Source organism: Nostoc sp. (assembly GCF_036917975.1).
In the GTDB taxonomy this organism is placed as follows: domain Bacteria; phylum Cyanobacteriota; class Cyanobacteriia; order Cyanobacteriales; family Nostocaceae; genus Nostoc.
Genome location: NZ_JBALEJ010000034.1, coordinates 212288 through 235522 on the forward strand (window position 1 = coordinate 212288; position 23235 = coordinate 235522).

23 protein-coding genes are annotated in these 23235 nt (G+C 42.4%); 10 read left to right on the top strand and 13 right to left on the bottom strand.

The genetic code is table 11. The annotated features are described in order from the left end of the window. Positions 1 to 12: 12 nt before the first annotated feature. Together V7K76_RS15605 and V7K76_RS15610 are read left to right on the top strand one after the other, a co-directional pair. Entirely contained in the window at positions 13 to 1245 is a 1233-nt protein-coding gene (locus tag V7K76_RS15605) for a methionine gamma-lyase family protein (RefSeq protein WP_334780169.1), read from the top strand. 268 nt (positions 1246 to 1513) lie between these two features. Beyond that, the gene (locus V7K76_RS15610; RefSeq protein ID WP_334780170.1) at positions 1514 to 2377 is read left to right on the top strand and encodes an alpha/beta fold hydrolase; all 864 of its coding nucleotides are present in this window, start codon (positions 1514 to 1516) and stop codon (positions 2375 to 2377) included. Positions 2378 to 2435: 58 nt separating this feature from the next. Here the strand turns inward: V7K76_RS15610 and V7K76_RS15615 are convergent, their stop codons facing one another. The 5 genes from V7K76_RS15615 to carA all read right to left on the bottom strand — a co-directional run bounded on the left by V7K76_RS15615 (position 2436) and on the right by carA (position 7078). Next, on the bottom strand, positions 2436 to 2738 hold the full coding sequence (locus V7K76_RS15615) for a DUF1816 domain-containing protein (RefSeq protein ID WP_334780171.1): 303 nt from the start codon (positions 2736 to 2738) through the stop codon (positions 2436 to 2438). 86 nt (positions 2739 to 2824) lie between these two features. Continuing rightward, on the bottom strand, positions 2825 to 4006 hold the full coding sequence (gene rlmB, locus V7K76_RS15620; protein ID WP_334780172.1) for a 23S rRNA (guanosine(2251)-2'-O)-methyltransferase RlmB: 1182 nt from the start codon (positions 4004 to 4006) through the stop codon (positions 2825 to 2827). Positions 4007 to 4098: 92 nt separating this feature from the next. After that, positions 4099 to 4578 (bottom strand): Mini-ribonuclease 3, encoded by a 480-nt coding sequence (locus V7K76_RS15625; protein ID WP_334780173.1) that lies wholly within the window; start codon positions 4576 to 4578, stop codon positions 4099 to 4101. Between the two features lie 787 nt (positions 4579 to 5365). Continuing rightward, positions 5366 to 5731, bottom strand: a complete 366-nt coding sequence (locus V7K76_RS15630) for an STAS domain-containing protein (RefSeq protein ID WP_334780218.1) — start codon at positions 5729 to 5731, stop codon at positions 5366 to 5368. 180 nt (positions 5732 to 5911) lie between these two features. Continuing rightward, positions 5912 to 7078, bottom strand: coding sequence for a glutamine-hydrolyzing carbamoyl-phosphate synthase small subunit (carA, locus tag V7K76_RS15635; RefSeq protein WP_334952861.1), 1167 nt, complete (start codon positions 7076 to 7078; stop codon positions 5912 to 5914). 263 nt (positions 7079 to 7341) lie between these two features. Here carA and V7K76_RS15640 point away from each other — a divergent pair, with 263 nt between their 5' ends. After that, positions 7342 to 8388 (top strand): retropepsin-like aspartic protease family protein, encoded by a 1047-nt coding sequence (locus V7K76_RS15640; protein WP_334952778.1) that lies wholly within the window; start codon positions 7342 to 7344, stop codon positions 8386 to 8388. On the opposite strand, the gene trpD is transcribed toward V7K76_RS15640, so the two are convergent. Next, positions 8318 to 9412 (bottom strand): anthranilate phosphoribosyltransferase, encoded by a 1095-nt coding sequence (gene trpD / locus V7K76_RS15645; protein WP_334952776.1) that lies wholly within the window; start codon positions 9410 to 9412, stop codon positions 8318 to 8320. The genes V7K76_RS15640 and trpD overlap by 71 nt on opposite strands. A 172-nt stretch (positions 9413 to 9584) precedes the next feature. On the opposite strand from trpD, the gene V7K76_RS15650 reads away from it, so the two are divergent. From V7K76_RS15650 to V7K76_RS15665, 4 genes are all read left to right on the top strand, one after another. Continuing rightward, positions 9585 to 9905 carry an ArsR/SmtB family transcription factor gene (locus tag V7K76_RS15650; protein WP_229492935.1) on the top strand — a complete coding sequence of 107 codons (321 nt, stop codon included), beginning with the start codon at positions 9585 to 9587 and terminating at the stop codon, positions 9903 to 9905. Then, positions 9905 to 10477 carry an SRPBCC family protein gene (locus V7K76_RS15655; RefSeq protein WP_334952774.1) on the top strand — a complete coding sequence of 191 codons (573 nt, stop codon included), beginning with the start codon at positions 9905 to 9907 and terminating at the stop codon, positions 10475 to 10477. The genes V7K76_RS15650 and V7K76_RS15655 overlap by 1 nt, the downstream gene beginning before the upstream one ends. A gap of 234 nt (positions 10478 to 10711) precedes the next feature. Continuing rightward, positions 10712 to 11320, top strand: coding sequence for an ATP-dependent Clp endopeptidase proteolytic subunit ClpP (gene clpP, locus V7K76_RS15660; protein WP_334952772.1), 609 nt, complete (start codon positions 10712 to 10714; stop codon positions 11318 to 11320). 48 nt (positions 11321 to 11368) lie between these two features. Beyond that, on the top strand, positions 11369 to 12394 hold the full coding sequence (locus tag V7K76_RS15665; RefSeq protein WP_334952770.1) for an NAD-dependent epimerase/dehydratase family protein: 1026 nt from the start codon (positions 11369 to 11371) through the stop codon (positions 12392 to 12394). Here V7K76_RS15665 and V7K76_RS15670 read toward each other — a convergent pair. Together V7K76_RS15670 and V7K76_RS15675 are read right to left on the bottom strand one after the other, a co-directional pair. Then, complete coding sequence (locus V7K76_RS15670) at positions 12355 to 13200, bottom strand: DNA adenine methylase (protein WP_334952768.1); 846 nt, start codon at positions 13198 to 13200, stop codon at positions 12355 to 12357. The two genes, V7K76_RS15665 and V7K76_RS15670, sit on opposite strands and share 40 nt — an antisense overlap. A gap of 48 nt (positions 13201 to 13248) precedes the next feature. Beyond that, positions 13249 to 13530, bottom strand: a complete 282-nt coding sequence (locus V7K76_RS15675) for a hypothetical protein (protein ID WP_334780181.1) — start codon at positions 13528 to 13530, stop codon at positions 13249 to 13251. Positions 13531 to 13774: 244 nt separating this feature from the next. On the opposite strand from V7K76_RS15675, the gene V7K76_RS15680 reads away from it, so the two are divergent. Then, positions 13775 to 13954, top strand: coding sequence for a high light inducible protein (locus V7K76_RS15680; RefSeq protein ID WP_229471559.1), 180 nt, complete (start codon positions 13775 to 13777; stop codon positions 13952 to 13954). Between the two features lie 102 nt (positions 13955 to 14056). Here V7K76_RS15680 and V7K76_RS15685 read toward each other — a convergent pair whose 3' ends face one another. From V7K76_RS15685 to V7K76_RS15695, 3 genes are all read right to left on the bottom strand, one after another. After that, positions 14057 to 15148 carry a hypothetical protein gene (locus V7K76_RS15685; RefSeq protein WP_334952765.1) on the bottom strand — a complete coding sequence of 364 codons (1092 nt, stop codon included), beginning with the start codon at positions 15146 to 15148 and terminating at the stop codon, positions 14057 to 14059. Between the two features lie 131 nt (positions 15149 to 15279). Continuing rightward, positions 15280 to 18255, bottom strand: coding sequence for a molecular chaperone (locus tag V7K76_RS15690; protein ID WP_334952764.1), 2976 nt, complete (start codon positions 18253 to 18255; stop codon positions 15280 to 15282). 457 nt (positions 18256 to 18712) lie between these two features. Beyond that, the gene (locus tag V7K76_RS15695) at positions 18713 to 19321 is read right to left on the bottom strand and encodes a hypothetical protein (RefSeq protein ID WP_334780185.1); all 609 of its coding nucleotides are present in this window, start codon (positions 19319 to 19321) and stop codon (positions 18713 to 18715) included. Between the two features lie 90 nt (positions 19322 to 19411). Here V7K76_RS15695 and V7K76_RS15700 point away from each other — a divergent pair, with 90 nt between their 5' ends. After that, positions 19412 to 19687 carry a ribbon-helix-helix domain-containing protein gene (locus tag V7K76_RS15700; RefSeq protein WP_334780186.1) on the top strand — a complete coding sequence of 92 codons (276 nt, stop codon included), beginning with the start codon at positions 19412 to 19414 and terminating at the stop codon, positions 19685 to 19687. 30 nt (positions 19688 to 19717) lie between these two features. On the opposite strand, the gene V7K76_RS15705 is transcribed toward V7K76_RS15700, so the two are convergent. Next, positions 19718 to 20494 carry an ABC transporter permease gene (locus V7K76_RS15705; protein ID WP_334780187.1) on the bottom strand — a complete coding sequence of 259 codons (777 nt, stop codon included), beginning with the start codon at positions 20492 to 20494 and terminating at the stop codon, positions 19718 to 19720. Between the two features lie 518 nt (positions 20495 to 21012). Here V7K76_RS15705 and V7K76_RS15710 point away from each other — a divergent pair. Then, entirely contained in the window at positions 21013 to 22161 is a 1149-nt protein-coding gene (locus tag V7K76_RS15710; protein WP_334780189.1) for a DegT/DnrJ/EryC1/StrS family aminotransferase, read from the top strand. Positions 22162 to 22383: 222 nt separating this feature from the next. Here the strand turns inward: V7K76_RS15710 and V7K76_RS15715 are convergent, their stop codons facing one another. Then, positions 22384 to 23127 carry a DUF561 domain-containing protein gene (locus tag V7K76_RS15715; RefSeq protein WP_334780220.1) on the bottom strand — a complete coding sequence of 248 codons (744 nt, stop codon included), beginning with the start codon at positions 23125 to 23127 and terminating at the stop codon, positions 22384 to 22386. Positions 23128 to 23235 lie beyond the last annotated feature (108 nt).

The window sequence follows — 23235 nt, forward strand, 5'->3', positions numbered from 1 at the left end:
ACCGAGGAACTGATGAACAGCTTAGAACAGCTGCGGCAAGCAGAACATGCACTGTTAGAAATTTTTTCTGGAATTGACGCTCAGGTCAAGCATAATCTAAAACGAGTGCTGGATGCTTTTCGTAATCACCGTGTCGGCGCACACCACTTTGCTGGTGTAAGCGGCTATGGTCATGATGATTTAGGACGAGAAACCTTGGATAAAGTTTTTGCCGAAGTTATGGGTGCTGAAGCTGCGGCGGTGCGAGTGCAGTTTGTTTCGGGAACTCATGCGATCGCTTGTGCTTTGTTTGGTGTCCTCCGTCCTGGGGATGAAATGTTAGCAGTGGTTGGTTCTCCCTACGATACGCTTGAAGAAGTCATTGGTTTACGGGGTCAAGGTCAAGGTTCTCTTATCGAGTTTGGCATAAATTACCGCCAATTGGAGCTAACCTTAGAAGGAACTATAGATTGGCAAGCAATAAGTACTAGTGTGGCTGAAAACACTCGTTTAGTCTTAATTCAGCGCTCTTGTGGCTATTCTTGGCGTCCTAGTTTATCAATTGCTGATATTGAAAAAATCGTCCACTTAGTCAAAGAGCAAAACCCGAACACCGTTTGCTTTGTAGATAACTGCTACGGCGAATTTATTGAAACCAAGGAACCCACGGCCGTAGGTGCTGATTTAATGGCGGGGTCATTGATTAAAAATCCTGGTGGCACTATTGTCAGTGCTGGTGGTTATGTCGCCGGTCGTGCCGATTTAGTGGAAGCATCCGCCTGTCGTCTCACTGCTCCCGGTATCGGTAGTTATGGCGGTGCTACTTTTGACCAAAATCGCCTGCTGTTCCAAGGCTTATTTCTCGCGCCGCAGATGGTAGGAGAGGCGATGAAAGGGACTTATCTAACTGGTTATGTATTTGATCAACTTGGTTATCCAGTAAATCCCGCACCTCTTGCTCCCCGTGGGGATGTAATTCAGGCAATTAAACTCGGTTCTGCCGAAAAGCTAATTGCTTTCTGTAAAGCGATACAGCAACATTCTCCCATTGGTTCCTACTTAGACCCTGTTCCAGATGATATGCCGGGGTATGAGAGCCAGGTGGTGATGGCTGGGGGGACGTTTATTGAAGGGAGTACTTTGGAATTATCAGCAGATGGGCCTTTGCGTGAACCCTATGTGGTTTATTGCCAGGGGGGGACTCATTGGACTCATGTAGCGATCGCACTGGAGGCTGCGATCAATGCAGTTGGCAATTGTCATTGAACGGAAAAAAGTTGTGAGTGAGATTAGAGGCTTGAGAACTGAAAGTCAAACAATTTTGGATTTTAGATTTGCAATTTTGGATTGACCCTGACCACAAGGGTACAGGGCTTGGTGATTTGAGATTGACAATTTTGGATTTGTTCCGCTTGACTTCGGGCGGGGCATGAACGGAAATCATCTAAAATCTAAAATCTAAAATCTAAAATCTAAAATAGGTACGTCAATGTATTTTAAAACATTTGTTCGATAGACAGGAGAACAGCAAGTAATGAGCGATCGCCATACCACGACTGCTGCAAGTCTCAATGTCTACATCCAAGGTCAAGGATTCCCCATTTTAGGCTTACATGGTCATCCTGGTACTGGTCGTAGTCTTTCTGTCTTTACCAATCATTTATCAAAACGCTACAAAACTTTTGCTCCTGATTTACGTGGATATGGGAAAAGTCGCTACAACCGCAATTTTGAGATGAATGACCATTTGACTGATTTAGAAGCGCTGCTAGACCGCTTAGAGATTGAAAAATGCCTAGTATTGGGATGGTCACTTGGGGGTATTCTGGCAATGGAGTTGGCATTACGTTTGCCAGAGCGCGTTACTGGGCTGATTTTGGTGGCAACAGCTGCAAAACCCCGTGGTAGTCATCCGAGCATTACTTGGCAGGATAATTTATATACTGGCGTTGCTGCCTTGTTGAACTATATAAAACCGAGTTGGCAATGGAATATTGAAACTTTTGGCAGGCGATCGCTTTTTCGCTATCTAATCCAACAACATACATCTACCAGTTACAACTACATTGCCAAAGAAGCAGTGCCAGCTTATCTGCAAACTTCCCCGGCGGCGACTCGCGCCCTCTATAGTGCAATTCAATCGGGATACAACCGACTTCCAGATTTGCCACTAATTCAATGTCCGACTTTAGTACTTGCTGGCGATCAAGACCGCCACATTACATCTGATTCCAGCTTAGAAACTGCTCAACACCTCCAAAATTCTCGGTGGCAGTGCTATGCCAACACCGCACATCTTTTTCCCTGGGAAGTCCCCCAACTAGTTCTCAGTGACATTGATCGTTGGCTGGAAGAACATCCGCAGGTAATTAGTAGTCAAAAACCCGTGGATTATTGACTCTTAAGGAAATAATTCGTAATTACGAATTACGAATTACGAATTATGTTGGCCTAACTTAAATTTGACCGCCAAAGGCAGGCTGTACTTTGCGGTCAAATCTTTCCCCCAAGTCGTCAGCGATCGTTAAGGTCTTAGGTTTGCAACGCTTGACACTCACAAGAATTCCCGTAGCTCCTTCAAGCTCCAAATCTTCTATGTATCCTTTGCTGGCTAATGTTGCATCGGAAGAACTCAGAAATGGGCCGAAGTAGTACGTGCAGCGCGGATTCTGCGTTACAATTTCTACCCACCAAGCCAAGCCGAGGTTCTCAAACGTGTTAATTAACACTTCCTTGAGGTTATGCCAAATGGTTTTCATGGTTTTCGCCGATTTATAAACGTGCTACAGGGTGTGAAACGATATGCTACTTTATTATCTTTTACATTTCTTTATACTCTGTTACGTTATTTTTTAAAAGAGATTTTGTGTAATTTATCTAAGTGCAGCGTATTTAGCGATCGCTGACGATAAATTTCATAAAGCGCCATACCTGCTGCTACGGAAGCATTCAGGCTGGGAGTCTTACCCTGTAGAGGAATTGAAACTAAAAAATCACAGGATCGTTGAGTCAACATACCCAGACCTTCACCTTCTGAGCCAATTACCAAAACGATTGGGCCGGTGAAATTGACTGTATGCAGAGGTTCGCTGCCACTTGCAGCAGTGCCGTAAATCCAAAAGCCAGCTTCTTTTAATTCTTCTAAAGAGCGGCTGAGATTGACGACTCTAGCTACAGCAAAATTTTCTAAAGCGCCTGCTGCTACTTTCATCACAGTAGAAGTAATCCCAGATGCTCTTCTTTGGGGAATCACTAACCCTTGAGCGCCGATTGCTTCGGCGGTGCGAATAATTGCTCCCAAGTTGTGGGGATCGGTAATTCCGTCAGCCACGACAATTACGGCATCGGTTACAGATTTGCACTGTTCAATTAGATCGGGCAATTCGGTGTAGGCGTAGGGAGCGATTTGTGCTGCCACACCTTGGTGATTAGCGCCGTTGGTGAGATAGTCTAAGCGCTTGGGTTCAACCTCATCAATAACTGTGCCATTTTCCTTCGCTTGCAAGAGAAAATGGTGAAAGCTGGGATCGTAGCGCAGACGGGTAGTAATCCAGAGACGGTTGAGATTGCGCTGATTTTGCAATGCACTCAATACGGGGTGACGACCGTAGATGAGATCGCTATCTTCTTCTATCGGTTGTGTAGGTGCAGATGGCTGGGAAAAGTTATTATTTCGTTGTCGGGAGTTCCCATAACTGGGGTTGTTATCGATTTTCCTGGGATTGCGATTCGGATTAACAACAGAGATAGTGTTGCCATCTACTTTTCTGGGATTACGAGTTGGATTCGCCACAGAAATGGGGTTACTATCGATTTTTCTGGGATTGCGAGTTGGATTAGCTACAGAGATGGGGTTGCTATCGATTTTTCTGGGATTGCGAGTTGGATTAGCTACAGAAATGGGGTTGCTATCGACTTTTCTGGGATTGCGAGTCGGATTCGTAACAACACGCTTGCCTTTAATTTTTACGGGTTGCCCACGATTGGGTTCACTAGAAGTCCTGATTTTTTTTGGTTTATTCTGCATTTTAGTTATGGATATAGCGTATGGTTGATCGCTCCGATTGCCTCAATTTCTTGAACCTAATCTAGTGTTACGGCAATTGTGAAATTGAGTTTTCACTCTTTTTCTATATGAAGTATTTGCAATAGTTCGGTTAGACGCTGATAATCGGTGAGATATAAGTAGCCAATTAAGGTTTCTAGACTAGTAGCCTGTTGATAAATTTCGGGATTAAGTCGCTTAGGGCGTCCTGTTGCGGCGTTTCTACCCCGTCGGACAATTTCTAATTCGGTATCCCTGAGATGAGGAATCAGCGATCGCAAATGTAGCGCTTGTGTTTCCGCTCTTACCTGCTCCACTACCAGACTATGGTAAATCCCTGACCGCTGCAATGGCAGCAGATAGAAGATTCTAACATACAATTCATAAATTGCATCCCCTAAATACGCTAAAGCAGTAGGAGAAATTTTTTGCACTTGTGAAAAGGAAATCTGTTGGAATGGCGCTGTGGTTGCCAAGAGTGCTTGATCCCAAGATAAACTCGGTTTGGGAGTTTTATCTTGTCCATCTAATAGCTCTTCCTCCTGTGACTTCACAAATAAATCATTCCTTGACTGGCTCTATTTGGCAGGCATTCTTCGCAAAGATTGATTTTTCTGAAGTATGCCATGATAGTATACTTAGCATAATCAATACTATCAAAATTACTTCCTAATTTCATCTTTTTGATTGAGAGTTGGCATTTTAAATCACCATGATGTCAACATCTGTAAACCAAATTTCGCCTACTTATTGTGGTCTGTGCCGAAGATAGGGTAAAATCTGAACATCAAATTTACGCTTTGGCTCGATCGCATTGTCGTGCTTACTTAGTAAGTGACAATTTTTAACTATACAGGATCAAGTCTACTTATCGACAAAGATGCTGGCTTGATATTTCTTACAAATTTCTCAAGCTTTGATTATTTATCAGATATTATAGCCAACGATTACATACCCAAGAACTGGGTTTTTATATCTTTAAGTTATTGCTTAACTTTAAATATACTAGCTCAACTGGCTTTTTGCCTCTCCCACAAGCAGCTACGGTGTACACCAAGTCTGAAATAGCTGAAAAACCAAGGTTTTACCCCACCCTAACCCTCCCCTTATAAAGGGGAGCCACTGCTTTGGGCGGGCAACGCCCGACTTGAAGCATGTGGCGTGAAAGAACTAGATTTCTTGTTTCTCCCCAATATATCGGGGGGATTAAGGGGGGTAATTTTACTTGTGTGTACAACAAGCCCACAAGGAGAGAGGTTTTTTGCCAGAAGTTTTAAAAATTAAGCTATCTGATGTTGAATCTAGATAGCTAAATTGAACTTTCAGGTCTAGCAATCAAGGCTACTTGACGTTTTCTAGAGCGTCTTCAACTGATTTTTGCAGGGAGAGAAACTTCTCTAGGCGAACAAGCTTGACCGTTTGAGTTACACGGGCATTCGTGACAATTTGCAAAGTGCCATCAGCAGTTTGAGCCTGCTTGGCTAGCTGCACCAGAGCGCCCAAGCCAGAGCTATCTACAAAGTCAATTTGTGAGAGATCCAAAATAATATGCTTAGGGCCATCGTCAATCTTGCTGCCAAGTGTCTTGCGAAATGTCGGCTCAGAAAAAGCATCTAACAAACCTGTGAGGCGGAATAGCTGACAGTTATCCCGGACTTCACGAGTGCCCCTCAGGCTAACGGTTAGATTTAGTGGCTCAGCAATAATTCCCTCCTCATGAGTTAAAGTGAACGCTCAAGTATAGATGGTTTTTGAGCAAGTTGTCTACAATCTGTTGGAATAGGGGATTGGGTACTGGGTACTGGGTACTGGGTACTGGAAAATAGTATTCTTAGATTTTATTCCCCAGTCCCTAGTCCCCAGTCCCCAGTCCCTATTCCCCTATTTTTACCTCACCTCTGCCACGGTTTGACGTGCTGTTCGCATGGATTGAACAAATTGCTCAAACAAGTAATCAGCATCGTGGGGGCCAGGACTGGCTTCTGGGTGATACTGTACGGAAAATACAGGTAGAGATTTGTGACGTACCCCAGCAATGGTGCGATCGTTTAAGTTTAGGTGGCTGATTTCCACAACTGCTGTAGGTAAAGAATCTGGATCAATAGCAAAACTATGGTTTTGGCTAGTAATTTCTACCCGTTGTTGTAAACCGGCAGGCTGATTCAAACCACGATGACCAAATTTGAGTTTATAGGTTTCTGCCCCTAGTGCATGACCTAAAATTTGGTGTCCCATACAAATACCAAAAATTGGTTTTTGACTTAACAGGAGTGCTTTTGCAGTTGCAATCCCTTCAGTGACGGCAGCCGGATCGCCAGGGCCGTTAGAAAGAAATACACCATCTGGATTGTAGTTGAGGATTTCCTCTGGTGGTGTATCAGCAGGTACAACAATCACCTTACAACCGTAACTTACTAGGCGACGCAAGATATTACGTTTAATGCCAAAGTCAAGGGCAACAACGGTAAAGGCTTCCCCAAGATTTTCGGCAGCTTCAGAGTTGAATTCCCAAGCTGGAATTGTCGGATCTGCCCATTCATAAGCTGTTGGGGTGGTGACTTCACGAACCAGATTCAATCCTGCCATGTTGGGAGCCGTTAGTACCTGCTCTAGCAATTCTGCCTCATCGAGAATGGTTGTAGAAATGCCACCGTTCATCGCTCCAAACATCCGAATTTTGCGAGTGAGGGCGCGGGTATCGATGCCGTAGATCCCCGGTACTTGGTTATGCTTGAGGTAGTCAGGTAAAGATTGTGTCGATCGCCAGTTACTTGGACGCTGACAAATATTCCGGGCGATCGCACCCCGCACTTGAGGCCCATCTGATTCTTCATCTTCAGGATTGACGCCAGTATTCCCCAATTCAGGATAGGTAAAAATAACTATCTGACCGCGATAACTAGGGTCAGTCAGGACTTCTTGATAGCCGGTCATGCCAGTGTTGAATACCACTTCTCCGATCGCGGTTCCCGTCGCACCGAAAGACCAACCGCGATAAGTGGTTCCATCTGCTAGGACAAGTAAAGCTGGGATTGCTGCGTCAGTCAGGGGCATAGTAGATTGGGGATTGGGTACTGGGTACTGGGGATTGGGTACTGGGGATTGGATAGAGAGGTACAGGGCGGGGAAAACTCTACTCCCTTGCTCCCTACTCCCTTGCTTCTTCCCCAGTCCCCAGTCACCAGTCCCCAATACTGCGATTGTTAATTGTCCCATAAGTTGAGCAATTGGGAGTTTTTAAAATAGTTAATTAAAATTAAAAGGGAATTAAATTAGCGGGAGTGGATTTGGCAAAGCTTGGGCAGTTAAAATTAATTATGCTTCAGTCTTTTTTATCCCGTGCAACCCTAATTTTTGTATCAAGCGTTCTAGCGATTTTATGTGTTGCCTGTAGTGAAGACAAACAAAACACCGCGACTGGTGGCAATGACCAACCCACACCTGTTGGGGGTCTGGCATCAGTAAAGCCGACTGTCGAACCAGTGACACCCGCAGCTACCCCAGAAGCGCAGCCGCTAGATCCGTCTGAATCTGAAAGTGAACCAAGTCTTTTTGAAATGGGGCGAGACAAAGCTGTTGGCGCTTGGAGTATTAGCCAATCGGCTCAATCTCCAGATGACTGGAAGTTGGTGGCGAGTCAGTACCAGGATGCGATCGCGCTGATGCGAAGAGTGCGACCACAAAGCCCAGAATTTGCGATCGCTCAAACCAAAATCAGAGAATATCGCCGCCTAGTTAAATACGCCCAGCAGCAAGCTAATCCTCGCCCTGTTGCAGTTAGAGAACCTCAGAAAGTAGTAGTTGTTGTTCCCCAAAGAGAAACCATACCAAAGTTTACTTTACCTTCTATAGAAACAAAACCGTTATCACCAGAGCCAGATTTGCCCTCATCAGCAGTGGTGATTCCAGATCAAGCAGTATTTACAGCCCCGATTAAAAGGCGCATTGGTGGTACGCCAATTGTGGAAGTTACCTTCAATGGCCAGCAGAAATTTGAGATGATTGTGGATACGGGAGCGAGTGGTACTGTCATCACCCAACAGATGGCTAATGCTTTGGGAATCGTCACAGTGGGGAAAGCTAAGGCAAACACCGCCAGTTCCAGAGCGGTAGAATTTCCTGTGGGCTATGTTAATTCGATGGCAGTTGGCGGGGTAATAGTGAATAAAATACCAGTAGCGATCGCAGGTGCGGAACTAGAAACTGGACTTTTAGGACATGACTTTTTTGGTAATTATGATGTCACCATTAAGCGTAATGTCGTAGAATTTCGCCCGCAATTGCGATCGCAAATCAATTCCCCAGAAACTCAACTAACTGTTCCAATTTCGTCCAAGCTGCCCCACTCTGTAAGATATCCTTAGCGATTTTAATACCCTCAGCGTGATCGAGGAAGGCGATCGTACCTGCGACTTGTAGCGCCAACGAAGCATTCAAAGCTACTGCGTCCTGTTGCGCCTGAGTTCCCTTACCTTGGAGTACCGCCTTGAGAATCTCCGCATTTTCTTGGACATCTCCACCCCGAAGCATACCTATGGGAGCAGGCGTTAAATCAAAATTTAGGGGATTAATGGTAGTTAACTGCACCTCCCCGTCTGATAACACCGCCAAATCAGTTTCATCTCCTAACCCCGCCTCATCAAGTTTTTCTCGTCCGTGCAGCACAATCGCCTTTTCCTTACCCAAATTTTGTAAAGCTTCGGCAACAGTTGCCAAAAGTTTAGGAGTGAATAAGCCCACCACTTGCCCAGTAGGACGCAAGGGGTTTACTAACGGCCCAAGCAAATTAAAAATTGTTCGCACTTTCAAAGTCCGCCGCAATTGGGCAACCGCTTTGAGTGCTGGATGCCAACCAGGAGCAAACAAGAAGGTGATCCCGACTTCTTGTAGTGCGGCTTGTATTTTTTCACTAGAAGCACTCAAATTTACACCCAAGGCTTCCAATACATCTGCACTTCCTGTGAGACTTGAAGCTGAACGATTACCGTGTTTGGCGACGCGTATACCGTAGGCTGCGGCAACAAAAGCAACAGCTGTAGAAATATTGAAAGTTGATGAACCATCTCCACCAGTACCACAGGTATCAATTAGGGGGATTGGGGATTGGGTAGATTCTTGCCCAGTCCCCAGTCCCCAGTCCCCAGTCCCCAGTCTTGATTGAGATTGTAATACTTCAGCCATACCGGTTAACTCATCGGCAGAAATGCCTCTAAAGTTCAGCGCTGTTAAAATTGCTCCCGATAACTCTGGGGGAACCGCTTCACTGAGCCAACCTTGCATCAATTCAGCAGATTGAGTACGAGACAATGATTGTCCATCTATTAATTGTTGCAGCAGAAGATACCAGCTAACAGAGGATTCTTGAGCAGGGATTGGGGAAGTTGTCATAGCTAAGGTTTTTGTGGGTATGGGAGCTATCCTACCGAAAAATGAGAAATAGCAGCCAAGCTTGGGAAACTAAAATCCCAACCTTTTGCTGTTCTTAGGAGTTGACATTTAAGCAATTACTTATGTATTCTATAAATAGTTAAGCGTTTGCTTAAATATATGGTTAATAGGAATGAGTAGACCTGCTGCCAGTGCCGATGTTTTTGTGGCGATCGCAGATCCCACACGCAGGGCGCTACTGGATCTGTTACGTAGTGGTGAGCAACCAGTCAAAGAACTAGCCCAGCCATTTGCCATGAGCTTGCCAGCGATTTCTCAGCACTTACAGATTCTTTGTGAAGCAGGCTTAGTACAAATGCGAAAAGCAGGGCGACAGCGTTTCTATCGGCTAAACCCGGAGCCATTGAAACAGATATCTGAATGGATTGCTCATTACGAGCAGTTTTGGCAAGAAAAACTCGATGCCCTTGGCAATTATTTGGAGGAAAATTGATGCTCCGAAACTTGAATATGGAAGTGTTCTATCCCTATCCTCCCCAACGGGTTTGGCAGGTACTCACTAACCGTCAAGCATTGGCAGTATGGCTAATGGAAAACGACTTTGAGCCACGTTTAGGACACAAATTCCGATTTGTGCATTCGACACTGCCAGGGCTGGAGGGAGACATAGACTGTCAGGTAATTGAACTTGATGAGCCAAGACGACTGGCGTTCACTTGGCAAGACAGTATGATGTGCCAGCCTTCAGTTGTTACCTGGACAATCCAACCCGTAGTTGGGGGTACGAAACTTCTACTTGAACATAAAGGTTTGATTCAAAAAGCCATCAAGCTCAATGAACCAATGGAACTTTCCCAACCGTGGCAAGGGAAATTTATGCATGAGTCCAAGGCAGGGATGCAGACAGTAATACCAAATAATCGCAGCCCTGTATTCTCATCAATACCCATTAGTAGATATGAGGCATTAGATAGTATCGTTCTTAGTTATTTTCTCAATGGTGGATGGAACTATAGTTTACATGAAAAATTACCGCAAATCTTAGTCAAAGATTGCAGTAGTTAAAGTGTAAATTCACATATTGCACGCCAATAATTACATTTCAATTTAAAGCTTGGCAACATTATTATTTGTAGTTGGATGAGTATTAGCCAAGCTACATTAAATTGAGCTTTTGGAAAATTAAATATGAATAAACAGACTTTTGATAAAAATCCTAATTCCTGAAAAAAATAGCTTAAGCATTTTATTTTGAATTTTGAATTTTGAATTGATTAATCTTGCTTGGAGATATCAAATATGAATTCTCAAATTCAACTCAGCATCCCAATGATTATTCAACAATCAGAAACAGGGGAACGAGCATTAGACATTTATTCCCGCTTACTTGCAGAGCGAATTATATTTTTGCGAAATGAAGTTACAGACGAGACAGCTAACCTCATCGTTGCACAAATGCTATTTCTTGATGCTGAAGATCCAGAGCAAGATATCACATTGTATATTAACAGTCCTGGAGGTTCGGTGACAGCAGGAATGGCTATTTACGATGCTATGAATCAAATTCGTTCAGAAGTATGTACTGTATGCATCGGTATTGCTGCTTCAATGGGATCATTCTTGCTTGCTGCTGGAACTAAGGGTAAAAGATATGCTCTCCCAAATGCTCGAATTATGATTCATCAACCATTAGGAGGCGCTCAGGGAAAAGCATCTGATATTGAAATTGCAGCCAAAGAAATTTTATATTTCCGCCAATTAATGAACAAAATACTCGCTGCTAATACAGGTAAATCGCCAGAAAAGATTGAACTGGATTCTGAACGTGACTTTTTCATGAGTCCTGAAGAAGCAAAAGCTTACGGTTTAATTGACAATATCATCTTGAAAACATCTGCATCTATATAATCTGCAAACCACTCTAATATCGACAAACAGTAATGGATGAAAACCAAAATGAAAATACTCATCATTGGTGGCACAAATTTTATTGGCCCTTCTGTAGTCCGTCAACTGATTGCAATGGGTCATGAAGTGAGCGTATTTCATCGGGGAAAAACTACAGCTAACTTACCACCAGATGTGCAGGAAATTTTGGGCGATCGCTCCCATCTTTTGGAGATGAAAAGCAAGTTTAGACAGCTTTCGCCTCAAATTGTGGTAGATATGATTGCTTATAACGAACAAGATGCACTAACTCTGATGAACACATTTGAAGGTATTGCCCAGCGTGTTGTTGCGATTAGCAGTATAGATGTGTATCGTGCATACGATGTGCTTTGGGGTAAGGAATCTGATGTTGTACCTGTACCACTTACCGAAGATTCACCCCTGCGCCAACAACTTTATCCATACCGGGAAATGCCCTCTAGACCGATCGCTGTGCCAATTGATTATGAAAAGATTCTGGTGGAGGGGGTGGTGATGGCATCCAACTTACCTGGAACGATTATACGCTTGCCAATGGTATATGGTTCCAGAGATTTCCGACATCGCCTGTATTCCTATCTTCGGCGGATGGATGATAACCGTCCTGCGATTGTTTTGGAAGACAATATCGCTCAATGGCGTGGCTCTTATGGCTATGTGGAAAATGTAGCGTATGCGATCGCACTAGCAGCAACAAACGAACGCGCAACTAGTCGCATTTATCACGTCGCTGATGTAGAAGCACTTACCGAAGCTCAACACATCACCAAAGTCGGGAAAATAGCAGGATGGCAGGGTAAAGTTGTTATCGTACCCAAAAGCCAGTTACCATCAGAGTGGAAATTGCCTGGTAATACAGCGCAAGATTGGTTTGTAGACTCAACTCGTATCCGTCAAGAGTTGGGATATAGGGAAATTGTGCCGTTAGATGAAGCATTGCGGCAAACAGTTGATTGGCAACGAACTCATTCACCTCAAGAACCGCAGCAGTTTGCAGTACCGTGGTTGCTGGACTATGCAATAGAAGATGCGATTTTGTCTAAATCCCGTTGAACTTCATAGTTAGCAATGAATAACTCTTTTCCCTTAGCCGCACCACTCTGCTTATAATTATTCATCCCATACTGTAATTCCCACTCTGAAATATTAGCCCATTGAAAATTTTCTCTAATTTGTGTTGAGTTGTCATAGGTAATTAACCAGCGATGATGACATTGTTGCAAAAGTTCAGCAAATCTCTGATGTTCAAATGAGGTGTGCAAGTCACCTCTTTTACCATATAGCTTTGATTTTTCAGCGCTAAAATATGGTGGATCTAAAAATATAAATACATCTTCACCTTCTGATTTTAATACGTGGCTGTAATCCAAATTAGTAATTTGCACATTTTCTGATAAAATATTTTCTAACTTTTCAAGTCGTTCTATTGAAGAATCAGTAAATCTTTTATGAAAAGCTTCTTGGGAAAAACCACCGGATTCTACAGTTCCAGAAAAAGTAATTCTATTAAGGACGAAAAAGCGAACGGCTCTTTCTAAATCAGATAAATTATTGATATCGACCTGAGTTAATTTTGTAAAAAGCAACTTACCATCTGTATATTTAACTTTAATCTGTCGAATTTCTTTAACTAACTGAGCTAAATCAGATTGGGCAAATTTCCAGAATAAAAAAATTTCGCGGTTTAAATCGTTAATCCAGATTTTGAGATCCGGAAACTTTTGTCTTAAATAAATGAATACAGAACCACCACCCACAAAAGGTTCTCGAAATTCCGAAAAGCTCTCTGGCAAGTATTCGACTATTTGATTAATTGCTTTTGACTTACCACCAGGATATCGGAGAGGACTTTTGAGCATAATTAGAAATCGTCACATTTGGGGTAATATAAACACTCAATTTGTTTGCTAAAAACTATTGTTGTATGCTCTGACTAAATCAGCATCAATGCTTTCATTGTCTGCTCCTGTAGCGTAACCAAGGTTAATGCTTCCAGCATGACTTCGGAAACGTTGACGAGCGACTTCTTTCTCTGTTTCAGCTTGCGACTTTTCACGTCTTGGAGAACCATACTGCTGTTCTATGGAAGTAGCTACCAATTCTGCAAGAGATACGCCTAAAACCTCAGCTTGTTGCTGCAATGCCGCGTAGACTTCATCACTTAATTCCAAGCTTAAAACTTGACTCACTGCACTACACCTCAGCTACTATATGTAATTATGGATGTCATACTACCTTAGTTTATTGACTACGCATAACCTTTTAATTCTAACCATCCTCGGGATATTGACAAGAAATTACGCATACTTAATATAAGTTAGCTAAATAAATTTCATTTTTGAGCCAATTAAATGTTGCAATTTCGTAAAAATCTGTTACATTACTTTACAGGCAGTTATAACTGTTACAACATAAAAGCTCGGAGTATTATTTATGGCAGACGTTAAGAAGACTACGCCTTTGGTTTCAGAAGATCCTAATGCTTTGCGCTGGGGCTTCACTCCTCAGAGCGAAAACTGGAACGGTCGTTTTGCAATGATTGGCTTTTTATCTGCTGTTGCACTTGAAGTATTTTCTGGTCAAGGGATTCTACACTTCTGGGGCATCCTTTAGATTTAAACGTTTTTACCTTCATTAGATTATGAGGCAAGGCGGGGATTAGTAAAATTGTCTGCCTTGCCTCATAATCTCAAGAATTAGAAAACTCGCCAGCAGCTAGCGTGATGAGCGAAATATTATACGACCTGGAGATTCTTCTTGATTAATTCGCGCATATACTCGAAGACAAGTTAAGACTTCGCCAGGAATACCACCACAGTCTAGTTGTAAGTCATCCTTGGATAAAGCACAGATATCTGCATAAAGTCCCGATAATTGGCGAATTCGCACTTCATTACCTGCATTAATAGCTTCATCAGCGACTTTCTTCAGGATACGCCGTGATTCATGTTGCAGCTTTCCCCACCAAGAATAGCGTTCAGCCGGTGGTACAAATACTAGGGAATGTATAGCTTCGTCCATGTCAATCCAGGCACGGAGAATTAATAAGGGATCAGTGTTTTTTTCTGCTTTTTGAGTGCGTTGGAAGCGATCGCTTAAAGCCTCAATATATTGATCGCGCTGTTCTGGTTTGGAGTGTAAGGAAATAACATCGAAGCTAAAAACATTTTTTAAAGCATGATGTAAATCCGGGTCTATTTCGATAAAATTCATATATAAAAATAGAAACGCTGCTGCTAAATCGGATGTATTACCTTGGGGAATTTTAGAATTTGAAAGTGCTTGCTGATACAAGCTCAATCCTTGAGTTTGAACAGTACCACTAAGTCCGGGGTAGATAATTTCGTTGCGGATAAAGGGAAGTTGATAAAGGTTAGAATTATCTGCGATCGCACCAACTTCTTGAGCCAGATCCAAGGTACGCTGTTGCCAAGATGTAGCTAAATCCTCTGGAAGTCGTAGCAGTTTGCGTTGAATCTCATTCCACAAATCTGAATCTGTTTGGCTTTGCAGTTGGGAATTACCCAGATAATAACTGAGTTCTGAGTCAGAATTAAAAGCTTCTCGGAGGTGACTTAGTTTTAACTCATCTGGCGGGGAAGATCCGCCAGTATTTTGCTGTGGCGACGTAGGTTGCAACAGGTTATGAAGTTCTTGCAGCACCTCATCGCATATTTTAGATCCTGGATCTAGTGGTAATTCTGCACGAGCCTGATTTAAACTAGCCTCTAGTCCATACAAACTAAACCGCAGTAATTGGGCTAACTCTGAGTTTTCTATCTCTAATAATTGACGCAAGTGCTGCATAAATATCACCTCCAAATATACTTGGCAAACCTCTGCGCCCCTTTGCGTTTACTCCGCGCCCCTTTGCGTTTAAAATATTAATTTTTTCAACGCAGAGGAACGCAAAGGTTAGCGCAGAGGAACGCAGAGGTTTAATGTATCCCGCAAAAAGGATCGCGTTCTTTATCAACTTCATTAGGTTGTAACTCTAATTCAGCACGATAAACACATCCTTCTTCCTTTAAACATTCTTGATTTTGTGATGTCCAGTAAGGGACTTCACCAGCGTGCATCCTTAGAATACCTTGATCGTCGAGAGTTACACGATATTGGCAAGGGTAATCTGTAGTCACATCTGGTTTACTGAGTGCGCCAATTCTTATCCATTTTTTACTGTTTGTTTCGGCATCTGTTTGATAAACATAGAAGGTGTGCTGGCCAGTTTGTGGGAAGGGAGGTAAGGGATTACTAATTAACCCAATTCCTGGTTGCGTCACTCCATCGCGCAAATAGTGAAATTTGTGAAACGTTCTACTACCATCATTTCCTACTTCAAATACAAGATGATAGGCATCTGGTTGATCTACGGTTGCAGACTCAATAACATTGACGGCAATATCACCATCATTCAAGTCTTTATTGAAGCCTTCCACAGCAATATTCCAGTTTAATTTACCATCAGCAAATAACGCAGAAGTTTCTGAAACTACCGATTCTAAATTAATACCAGAAATATCAATCAAATAATGGGGATTTCCCTGACAAAGCAATACATTAAATTCGAGGGTTTGGTCAATCTCAAACTGGACTTTGATTTTTTTTAGAAACTCTGCTTCTTGCATCTCCAGTTTATTCATGAGGTTTTTGCCGTCAAAGCTTCCCCATAATCGCAAATCTCCTTCTTCGTAATCTTGACGGTAGATAATGTTAGTTAATTGTATGCCTTGCCAATGAGTACGAACTTTGGCAGCAGTTTCCCAAGGTGCGAGTTGATAGAGTTCTTGTCCGGCTTTGAATATAGTTAGTAAATCGTTGCTTTGGGTTTTGCGTTTGAAGTTGCAGGGCAAATAATAAAATAGATTTTTGACATCAATTTCTAGCTGGTTTGCTCCCTTACGCAGCAAGCTTTTGGATTCTTCTGGATCGAATCTTAATCTTCGCAGCTTTTCGGCATAACAAGCACCGGCGGAGGTGGCTAGCTTGGTAAATTCCAACACAAAGGTAATCCGTTCTGGATTCCAGACAAAATATGGGGACTTACTAAATTCTTGGTAGATTTGGCGCTGTACTATGTCTAAATTACAAGTTTTACCAGACAAAATTAACCAATCAACTTTTTGAGAATTCCAAGAATCTTTGGTGAGATCGTCGGGACGCAAGCGACTTTCCATTAGTCCTTTGGCAATTCCGATCGCTTCTTTAATTCCAGATGCGGCGGCTCGTTCAAATTGCTGGTTATCTAAGGTGACACAGATGTTATTTGGATCTGTAACTTGTAATTTAACGGCGCTTTGAGTGAGTAATTCGGAAATTTGCTGTTCAGAAAGTGTGAAGGTTAATAGAGAATTCTCTGCTGGTGGCTTTTGCCCAAGTTTAAGTTTAGCTGCTTCTGCATAATCCCAGAGAATATAAAAAGATTGTAGACGTTGGGGTGCTTGTTGCCAACGGGTGGGCAATACTTTCTCGGCAGTATCTAGAGCATCTTTATAAGCAATATCGCCTTCTGGATTTTCTCTATCCAGACATTTTAAAAGACTGCCAGTTTTGAATTTGCCTTGTTCTAAAAAACGCTCGTTTAACTCGGAGTTAATTAAATCTTCTAGCTTTTCGTTTTCAATACCACCTTTTGTTACTGCTGTCAATAAAAATTCTGCGATCGCAACTTTTAATAATCTAAAAATTCGCAGTGTAATTAACTCACCGCCTAGCTGTAAATGACCAGATGAACCTAATAGTTTGGGGGTAAGTTTATAGTAACGTCCTCCTAAACCTCGGTCTTCATAATCAGCAAAAGCTGGGGTTTTATCTTCTAAAGTTAGTTCGATTAAAGCTAAGTCTGTAGTTCCCCCACCAATATCCAAGACGAGAACATTTTGTGACCATTTGTTTCCTACTTGGCGACAACGAGTTTTGAATGACTCAATCCCAATGTTGAGATTACCGCCAAATTCTCGCCATAAAAAGAATATTGCCACAGAAACGGCTTCATCATAAGCAGTTTGCACATCATCGATCCCCAACTGCTCAACTAATTCCCTAACTTCCTTACGAACAACTGGTGGGGCGACTGTTGGGTAGGTGACAACTGCTGTTAAAAAATCTCCTTCTGAAAATCTGCGTCGTGCGTGTTGGCGGTAGTCTTCAGTTAACTCGATTAAATGCGCCCAAGCAGATTGGATTAACTGGTTAGCGGTAATTGTTTGTTCTTCACCATCCAAAATAACTGAAAACGATCGCTCCTGACCAAAATAGCGTTTGGGTGAATGGTGAAACCTGCTGATAATTTCCTTTAAAGAACCGCTTGTACCTTGAGCGATCGCTTTTTTTCGGTTATCTCTAGCTTCCCTACCCATCCGCAGTTTTAAATCCCCTAAGTGCGAAATTTCCGACTCGCTGGGAATTTCCGTATCGCGGCGATCGATATCCAGCACAACTGGGATCAGATTTTGCGACTCTAGGGTAGGGACGCGGAACACCTCATGATAGATTTGGTAAAGTTTTTTGCTGACAGCACGGCGGAATCTCTCGCTGTTTCCTAAAGAAAGTTCAATTTGGCGAATTGCTTCCAAAAATCGCTCTTTATTATCACTTTCAAATACTTCACTCAGCTTTCTTGGTTCTATCTCCAGATTTTTGCTAATTTCTACAATAAACTTTTCCCAATCATCAGCGCTGACATCTGGTAAAGCCACTGAGGCGGGAGAACTCAGCCATTGTGATAAGCGATCGCGCAACCGCATTTCTTGTTCTTTGGGTAAAATTTCTGCGATCGGTACTTCAATTGGATCGAAAAGTGTAACTGTCGAATTCGACGTACCAAAATCTAAAGCAAACCATCCCGGAAATCTTTTTTGTTGTTTCTCACTGGGTTCGCGATCGCTATAGTTATTCAATTTAAAAGGGTTCATTATAGTATCACTTTCTGGTGTTTGTTTTTTAGCTAGCTAAAAACTGCGCTATTATACCATAACATGACAAATTTAGATAATCCTTGTGGTAAAGACTTTTAATCTAAAATCTTAAATTAACGTTAAAAGGGCGGTTAGAAACATTAGTGTCAACTTAACGTGAAACCGCTTGTCCGCCGGGAATTGAAATTCCCGTCTCATAGCTAAAGTCATCTGAAGATGACTAAATATGGCCAAAAATCTCCAGTCTACTTCAGTAGACTTAAGCTAAAAGCCAAAGAAATTTATTTTTGAAGTAATAAGTAATGGGTATTACTCATTACTCATTACTCATTTATTTATTTCCGGGCGGGCATGGAAGCCAACAGATAAGCTATTTCCAGCTTAAGTTGACACCTATGAACAATGTTGTGCCCCTACCTGTGTACTTCAATTACTTGAAAAATGCTGTATGTTATTATTTTTGGATTTTTAATTCACATTGTTGAAAAATATAATTAACCGCAGCAAATAATTTATCTAAATCTTGAATTACATACAGATTTTTATTCCGAGTAAAAACATCGGAAATTAACTTTCCAAATTGCCATATTCTGCCATTAGAAACAATTCCAAAAACATCGTTGGCAAAATCATCATTAATTCGCTGCACTGCGATCATTTCAGCTAAACACCGACCCCAGCCTTCTTCAAATTTGTCTTGTTTGGCTTCAACTGTCAAAAAATAAGGTTTATCAAAAACAATCGTACCTAGTGGGTTTCGCTGTGTCACAGTATAATCTGGAACGCCTGATAAATCTTCGTCGTAAGCTAATGTTTCATGACTCCAAAGTGTTAACTTACTTCGGTAAGTTTTCCATACTTCTTTTAATACTGGATAGATGAGATTTTCACAAATAGCATCTTCAGAATTATCAATAACTCCATCAGCAAATAGCAAATCTAATTCATCTTTGAAAGACTGTTCAACTGGAAATGATACCTCCATCATAAAATTAGACTGTACGTATTTAATTTGAAATTTTTTAATGACAGTGCTAATACTTTTATAATTACTAAATGCCATTTTAATTTACCTTTTATTGAAAACTCTATCACCTATGACTAAAATGATGTTATGAAAATCATCAAACCAAACATCATTTGCTAAAACTGTATGGAGCAACAGACGGTTCGCACAACACTGACTCTGCCAAAAGATTTGCTAGAGGCAACGGATAAAGCCGTTCAGTCAGGAAAAGCCAGAAGCCGCAACGAGTTTGTAACACGGGCATTACGGCGTGAACTCGCTGCCCAAAAACGGGCAGAAATTGATGCAGCCTTAGCAGAAATGGCAAATGACGTAGAGTATCAAGCCGAAGTTTTGCAGATGGAGGCAGAATTTGCTCCGTCTCAGTGGGAAGCTTTGAAGTTGAAGGAAACTTCCAAATGAGGCGGGGTGATTGGATGTAGATTAATCCCTTCACCTCACCAACTGGGCGGCAGAATTAAAAAATTGACGACACAACCCCTTAGTAAGTAAAACTGTTGTCAACAAGTTAGCGAAAGTAACCATGAACATAATCAAAATTTCGTAAGATACAGCATCCAAGGGTTTCACACCAGCTAATAGCTGTCCGGTGGTAATTCCTGGGATTGCGACCATCCCGATGAGGATCATTTGATTGAGAGTGGGAATTAACCCGGCTCTGATGGAGTCTTTGCGATACTGGCTAACTGCTTGCTCTGGAGTTGCGCCCAAGCTTAAGTGGGTTTCGATTTCGAGATGGCTGGAATTAATGGTGCTGACAAGGCGATCGCCTGCGATCGCAGCTGCATTGGTAGCATTACCTAAGACTATCCCTACTAAAGGAATTATATACTGTGGTTCATACCATCTTTCTGGTTGAATAATCAGGAAGTTGGTGTAAAACACTGTCAGGGCAGTACTAATTAAAATTGCACCCCACACCAAAGGCAACAGATGAGGAATTTTTTGGCTGATGCGATTTCGTGCGACAATCGCCGTAATTGTCAGCATTATTGCTAATAGCGTCAAAACTGCCCAAGCATTGTCTAAAGCCAAGATGAAATCTAAAATGTATCCCAATACCAGAAGTTGTAAGATGGTTCTCCCAGTCGCAAGGGCTAGGTTCAACTCTAATCCTAATTTTTCCCAGGCAGATAAACCAATGGCGATCGCCATCAATCCCACAGCCATAGCTAAATCCACGAAATCCAGTTTGATTAGATCCTGCATAGGTTCTCTATCTCCTGGTATTTTCTTCTCAAAGCAGTCCACACAAGCGGAACTTTGATCCGATGTGTTGGATCTTGAGTAAAAAGGACTGGATACTGGGGATTAGGGACTGGAGATTTGGTTTTCAAGCTAAAAATTATGGAATTTGCTTTAATTACTCCCAAATTTTTGAATGTTTTCCCAGTACCTAGTCCCCAGTCCCCACTCCCGAGGCGGCGTTCCTCCCACAGCAACGAGTACCTATAGTGTGAGACTTCTCGCCGAAACCCGTTGATATGTATCACTTTCATCAATTCAAAATTCCAAATGGTACGACCTTAACATGGCAAAAACCTAGTATGCCTATATCTGTAAATTAAATGTGCGGTAGCTTACTGCACCACAACTTAAGTAAAATCCCTAATAGATGCGTATCTTGGGCGATAGTCTTTTAGTAGCTCCTCTTTGATTAACAATTCAATCAGCAAAAATTGACTGTCGAAGTGCATCCTTTGTATCTCCCAATAAAATAAGAACTCATGATCCAAAGTGTAAATCTTATCCCTGCCTTTGATATCAAGCAGCAATACACCACCATTGAAGCAGAAGTAAGTGCAGCTGTCTTAGAGGTTTTGGCTTCTGGTCGCTATATTGGCGGCCCCTTAGTTGAAGGTTTTGAACAACAGTTTGCCGCTTATAATACTGTTACTGAATGTGTGGCTTGTAATTCTGGTACTGATGCGCTTTTCTTAGCGTTACGAGTCTTGGAAATTGGTGCAGGCGATGAAGTGATTACAACGCCTTTCACCTTTATTGCTACATCTGAAGTGATTAGCGCCGTGGGGGCAAAGCCTGTTTTTGTCGATATTGACGCAACTACGTTTAATTTAGATATAGAGCAAGTAGCGGCAGCAATTACACCCAAAACTAAAGCGATTATCCCGGTTCACCTATTTGGGCAGCCTGTGGATATGACATCATTGATGGCGATCGCTCAGTCTCACGATTTGGCAATAATTGAAGATTGCGCTCAGTCTACAGGGGCAATTTGGGCCGATCAAAAAGTCGGAAGTATTGGACATATTGGTTGTTTTAGTTTCTACCCTACCAAAAATCTTGGTGGTTGCGGCGATGGCGGCGCAATCACGACTAACGACCCAGCGATCGCCACTAAACTGCGAATCTTACGAGATCATGGCAGTAAAATTAAATATTTACATGAAGAAATTGGTGTAAATAGCCGCTTAGATGCTCTCCAAGCAGCTATTTTGCAGATTAAGCTACGTTATTTAGATATTTGGAATGAGCGCCGACGAGATATCGCCAACTATTATTACCAATATCTGTGTCAAATTCCGGGGATCGTCCCGTCCCAAGAATTACCTGGGGGTATTGGAGTATGGAATCAATACACTATTCGCATATCAGGCGAAGGGCGAAATGGTTCTAGCGCCAAATATCGGGATTGGGTGCGTAGCCAATTGCAAGAACAGGGTGTGAGTTCAATGATTTACTACCCCCATCCTTTACATTTGCAGCCAGTTTATCAGAATTTGGGCTATCAAATTGGAGACTTACCAATAGCAGAGCAAGCTTGCCATGAAGTCATATCCTTGCCGATGTTCCCAGAATTGACACAACAGCAGCAAGACCAGGTGATTTATGCCTTGAAAGAAGTTATGAGTTAGGAGTTAGAAGTTAGGAGTTAGAAGTTAAAACAAGTCGCAAGTCGCAAGTCGCAAGTAAGTTTTGTGACGGGGATTTAGACCCCGACCCAAAACTTACCGGTTATTGAACCGGGGGACTTAAACCCACGGTACTCGGTTAAAAGTTTTGTTGAATGAATAAGTTTCTTCAACTCATAACTCATCACTCCTAACTCATAACTCATCACTCCTAACTCATCACTCTTAACTCCTTACTACATTTGCAGTCGCCAAGGCTTCTACTAAGCCACGCACGGCGGCAATCATTGCGATTTCGCTATTGAGTTGATTGATGGCGGAACCAACACCAACACCAGCAGCACCAGCCGCGATCGCTAACGGTGCGGTAACGCTAGAAATGCCTGAAGCACACAATACTGGCACTGACACTACGCGGGAAATCTCAAAAGCTGCTGCCAAGGTGGGAGCAGCTTTTTCAATTAATCCTAGAGTTCCGGGGTGAACTGGGTTACTGCTAGTACCGCCTTCGGTTTGGATAATATCTGCTCCAGCTTTCACCAGTTCTTCTGCTAACTGCACCTGTTGATCTAGTTCCAAAATGTGAGGAACGGTTACAGATAAGGTAATTTTTGGGAGGAGAGCGCGAGTTTGCTTAGTCAACGCTAGCACTTCTGGAGCCTCAAAGCGGCGTCCTTGAGCATAGAAAGAATCAAAATTCCCGATTTCAATTAAATCAGCACCAGCTGCCACAGCTTGCACAAATTTATCTGGCTCTACTGCTGATACGCAAATAGGTAAATTTGTCAAACTTTTAGCTAGCTGGACTAAAGCTGGATCGGCGGCAATATCGACAAAAGTAGCACCGCCAAATTCAGCAGCTTTGACAGTAGCAGCAACGCTAGCAGCGTCGAAATTATTTAAGCCGCTAATCACTTTCAGAACGCGGCGGTTAGTAAATGCACGTTGGAGTGTGGAATGCATCGTCATAGTTTGGCTTTTGAAGCTACGAAAATTATAAATTAGGTATATTCTACCGTCACTCAGTTGCTCGGCGACTAAATCACTATCGTAGTTGCCAAATTTTGATTCTCCCAA

What these genes read in the sequence shown, in the direction of transcription:
- V7K76_RS15670 (WP_334952768.1), bottom strand. Translation starts at nt 13,200, where the DNA reads ATGCTCAAAAGTCCTCTCCGATATCCTGGTGGTAAGTCAAAAGCAATT.
- V7K76_RS15705 (WP_334780187.1), bottom strand. Translation starts at nt 20,494, where the DNA reads ATGCAGGATCTAATCAAACTGGATTTCGTGGATTTAGCTATGGCTGTG.
- V7K76_RS15665 (WP_334952770.1), top strand. Translation starts at nt 11,369, where the DNA reads ATGAAAATACTCATCATTGGTGGCACAAATTTTATTGGCCCTTCTGTA.
- clpP (WP_334952772.1), top strand. Translation starts at nt 10,712, where the DNA reads ATGAATTCTCAAATTCAACTCAGCATCCCAATGATTATTCAACAATCA.
- V7K76_RS15655 (WP_334952774.1), top strand. Translation starts at nt 9,905, where the DNA reads ATGCTCCGAAACTTGAATATGGAAGTGTTCTATCCCTATCCTCCCCAA.
- V7K76_RS15710 (WP_334780189.1), top strand. Translation starts at nt 21,013, where the DNA reads ATGATCCAAAGTGTAAATCTTATCCCTGCCTTTGATATCAAGCAGCAA.
- V7K76_RS15610 (WP_334780170.1), top strand. Translation starts at nt 1,514, where the DNA reads ATGAGCGATCGCCATACCACGACTGCTGCAAGTCTCAATGTCTACATC.
- V7K76_RS15615 (WP_334780171.1), bottom strand. Translation starts at nt 2,738, where the DNA reads ATGAAAACCATTTGGCATAACCTCAAGGAAGTGTTAATTAACACGTTT.
- V7K76_RS15690 (WP_334952764.1), bottom strand. Translation starts at nt 18,255, where the DNA reads ATGAACCCTTTTAAATTGAATAACTATAGCGATCGCGAACCCAGTGAG.
- V7K76_RS15715 (WP_334780220.1), bottom strand. Translation starts at nt 23,127, where the DNA reads ATGACGATGCATTCCACACTCCAACGTGCATTTACTAACCGCCGCGTT.
- V7K76_RS15680 (WP_229471559.1), top strand. Translation starts at nt 13,775, where the DNA reads ATGGCAGACGTTAAGAAGACTACGCCTTTGGTTTCAGAAGATCCTAAT.
- V7K76_RS15695 (WP_334780185.1), bottom strand. Translation starts at nt 19,321, where the DNA reads ATGGCATTTAGTAATTATAAAAGTATTAGCACTGTCATTAAAAAATTT.
- V7K76_RS15605 (WP_334780169.1), top strand. Translation starts at nt 13, where the DNA reads ATGAACAGCTTAGAACAGCTGCGGCAAGCAGAACATGCACTGTTAGAA.
- V7K76_RS15640 (WP_334952778.1), top strand. Translation starts at nt 7,342, where the DNA reads ATGCTTCAGTCTTTTTTATCCCGTGCAACCCTAATTTTTGTATCAAGC.
- rlmB (WP_334780172.1), bottom strand. Translation starts at nt 4,006, where the DNA reads ATGCAGAATAAACCAAAAAAAATCAGGACTTCTAGTGAACCCAATCGT.
- carA (WP_334952861.1), bottom strand. Translation starts at nt 7,078, where the DNA reads ATGCCCCTGACTGACGCAGCAATCCCAGCTTTACTTGTCCTAGCAGAT.
- trpD (WP_334952776.1), bottom strand. Translation starts at nt 9,412, where the DNA reads ATGACAACTTCCCCAATCCCTGCTCAAGAATCCTCTGTTAGCTGGTAT.
- V7K76_RS15685 (WP_334952765.1), bottom strand. Translation starts at nt 15,148, where the DNA reads ATGCAGCACTTGCGTCAATTATTAGAGATAGAAAACTCAGAGTTAGCC.
- V7K76_RS15650 (WP_229492935.1), top strand. Translation starts at nt 9,585, where the DNA reads ATGAGTAGACCTGCTGCCAGTGCCGATGTTTTTGTGGCGATCGCAGAT.
- V7K76_RS15700 (WP_334780186.1), top strand. Translation starts at nt 19,412, where the DNA reads ATGGAGCAACAGACGGTTCGCACAACACTGACTCTGCCAAAAGATTTG.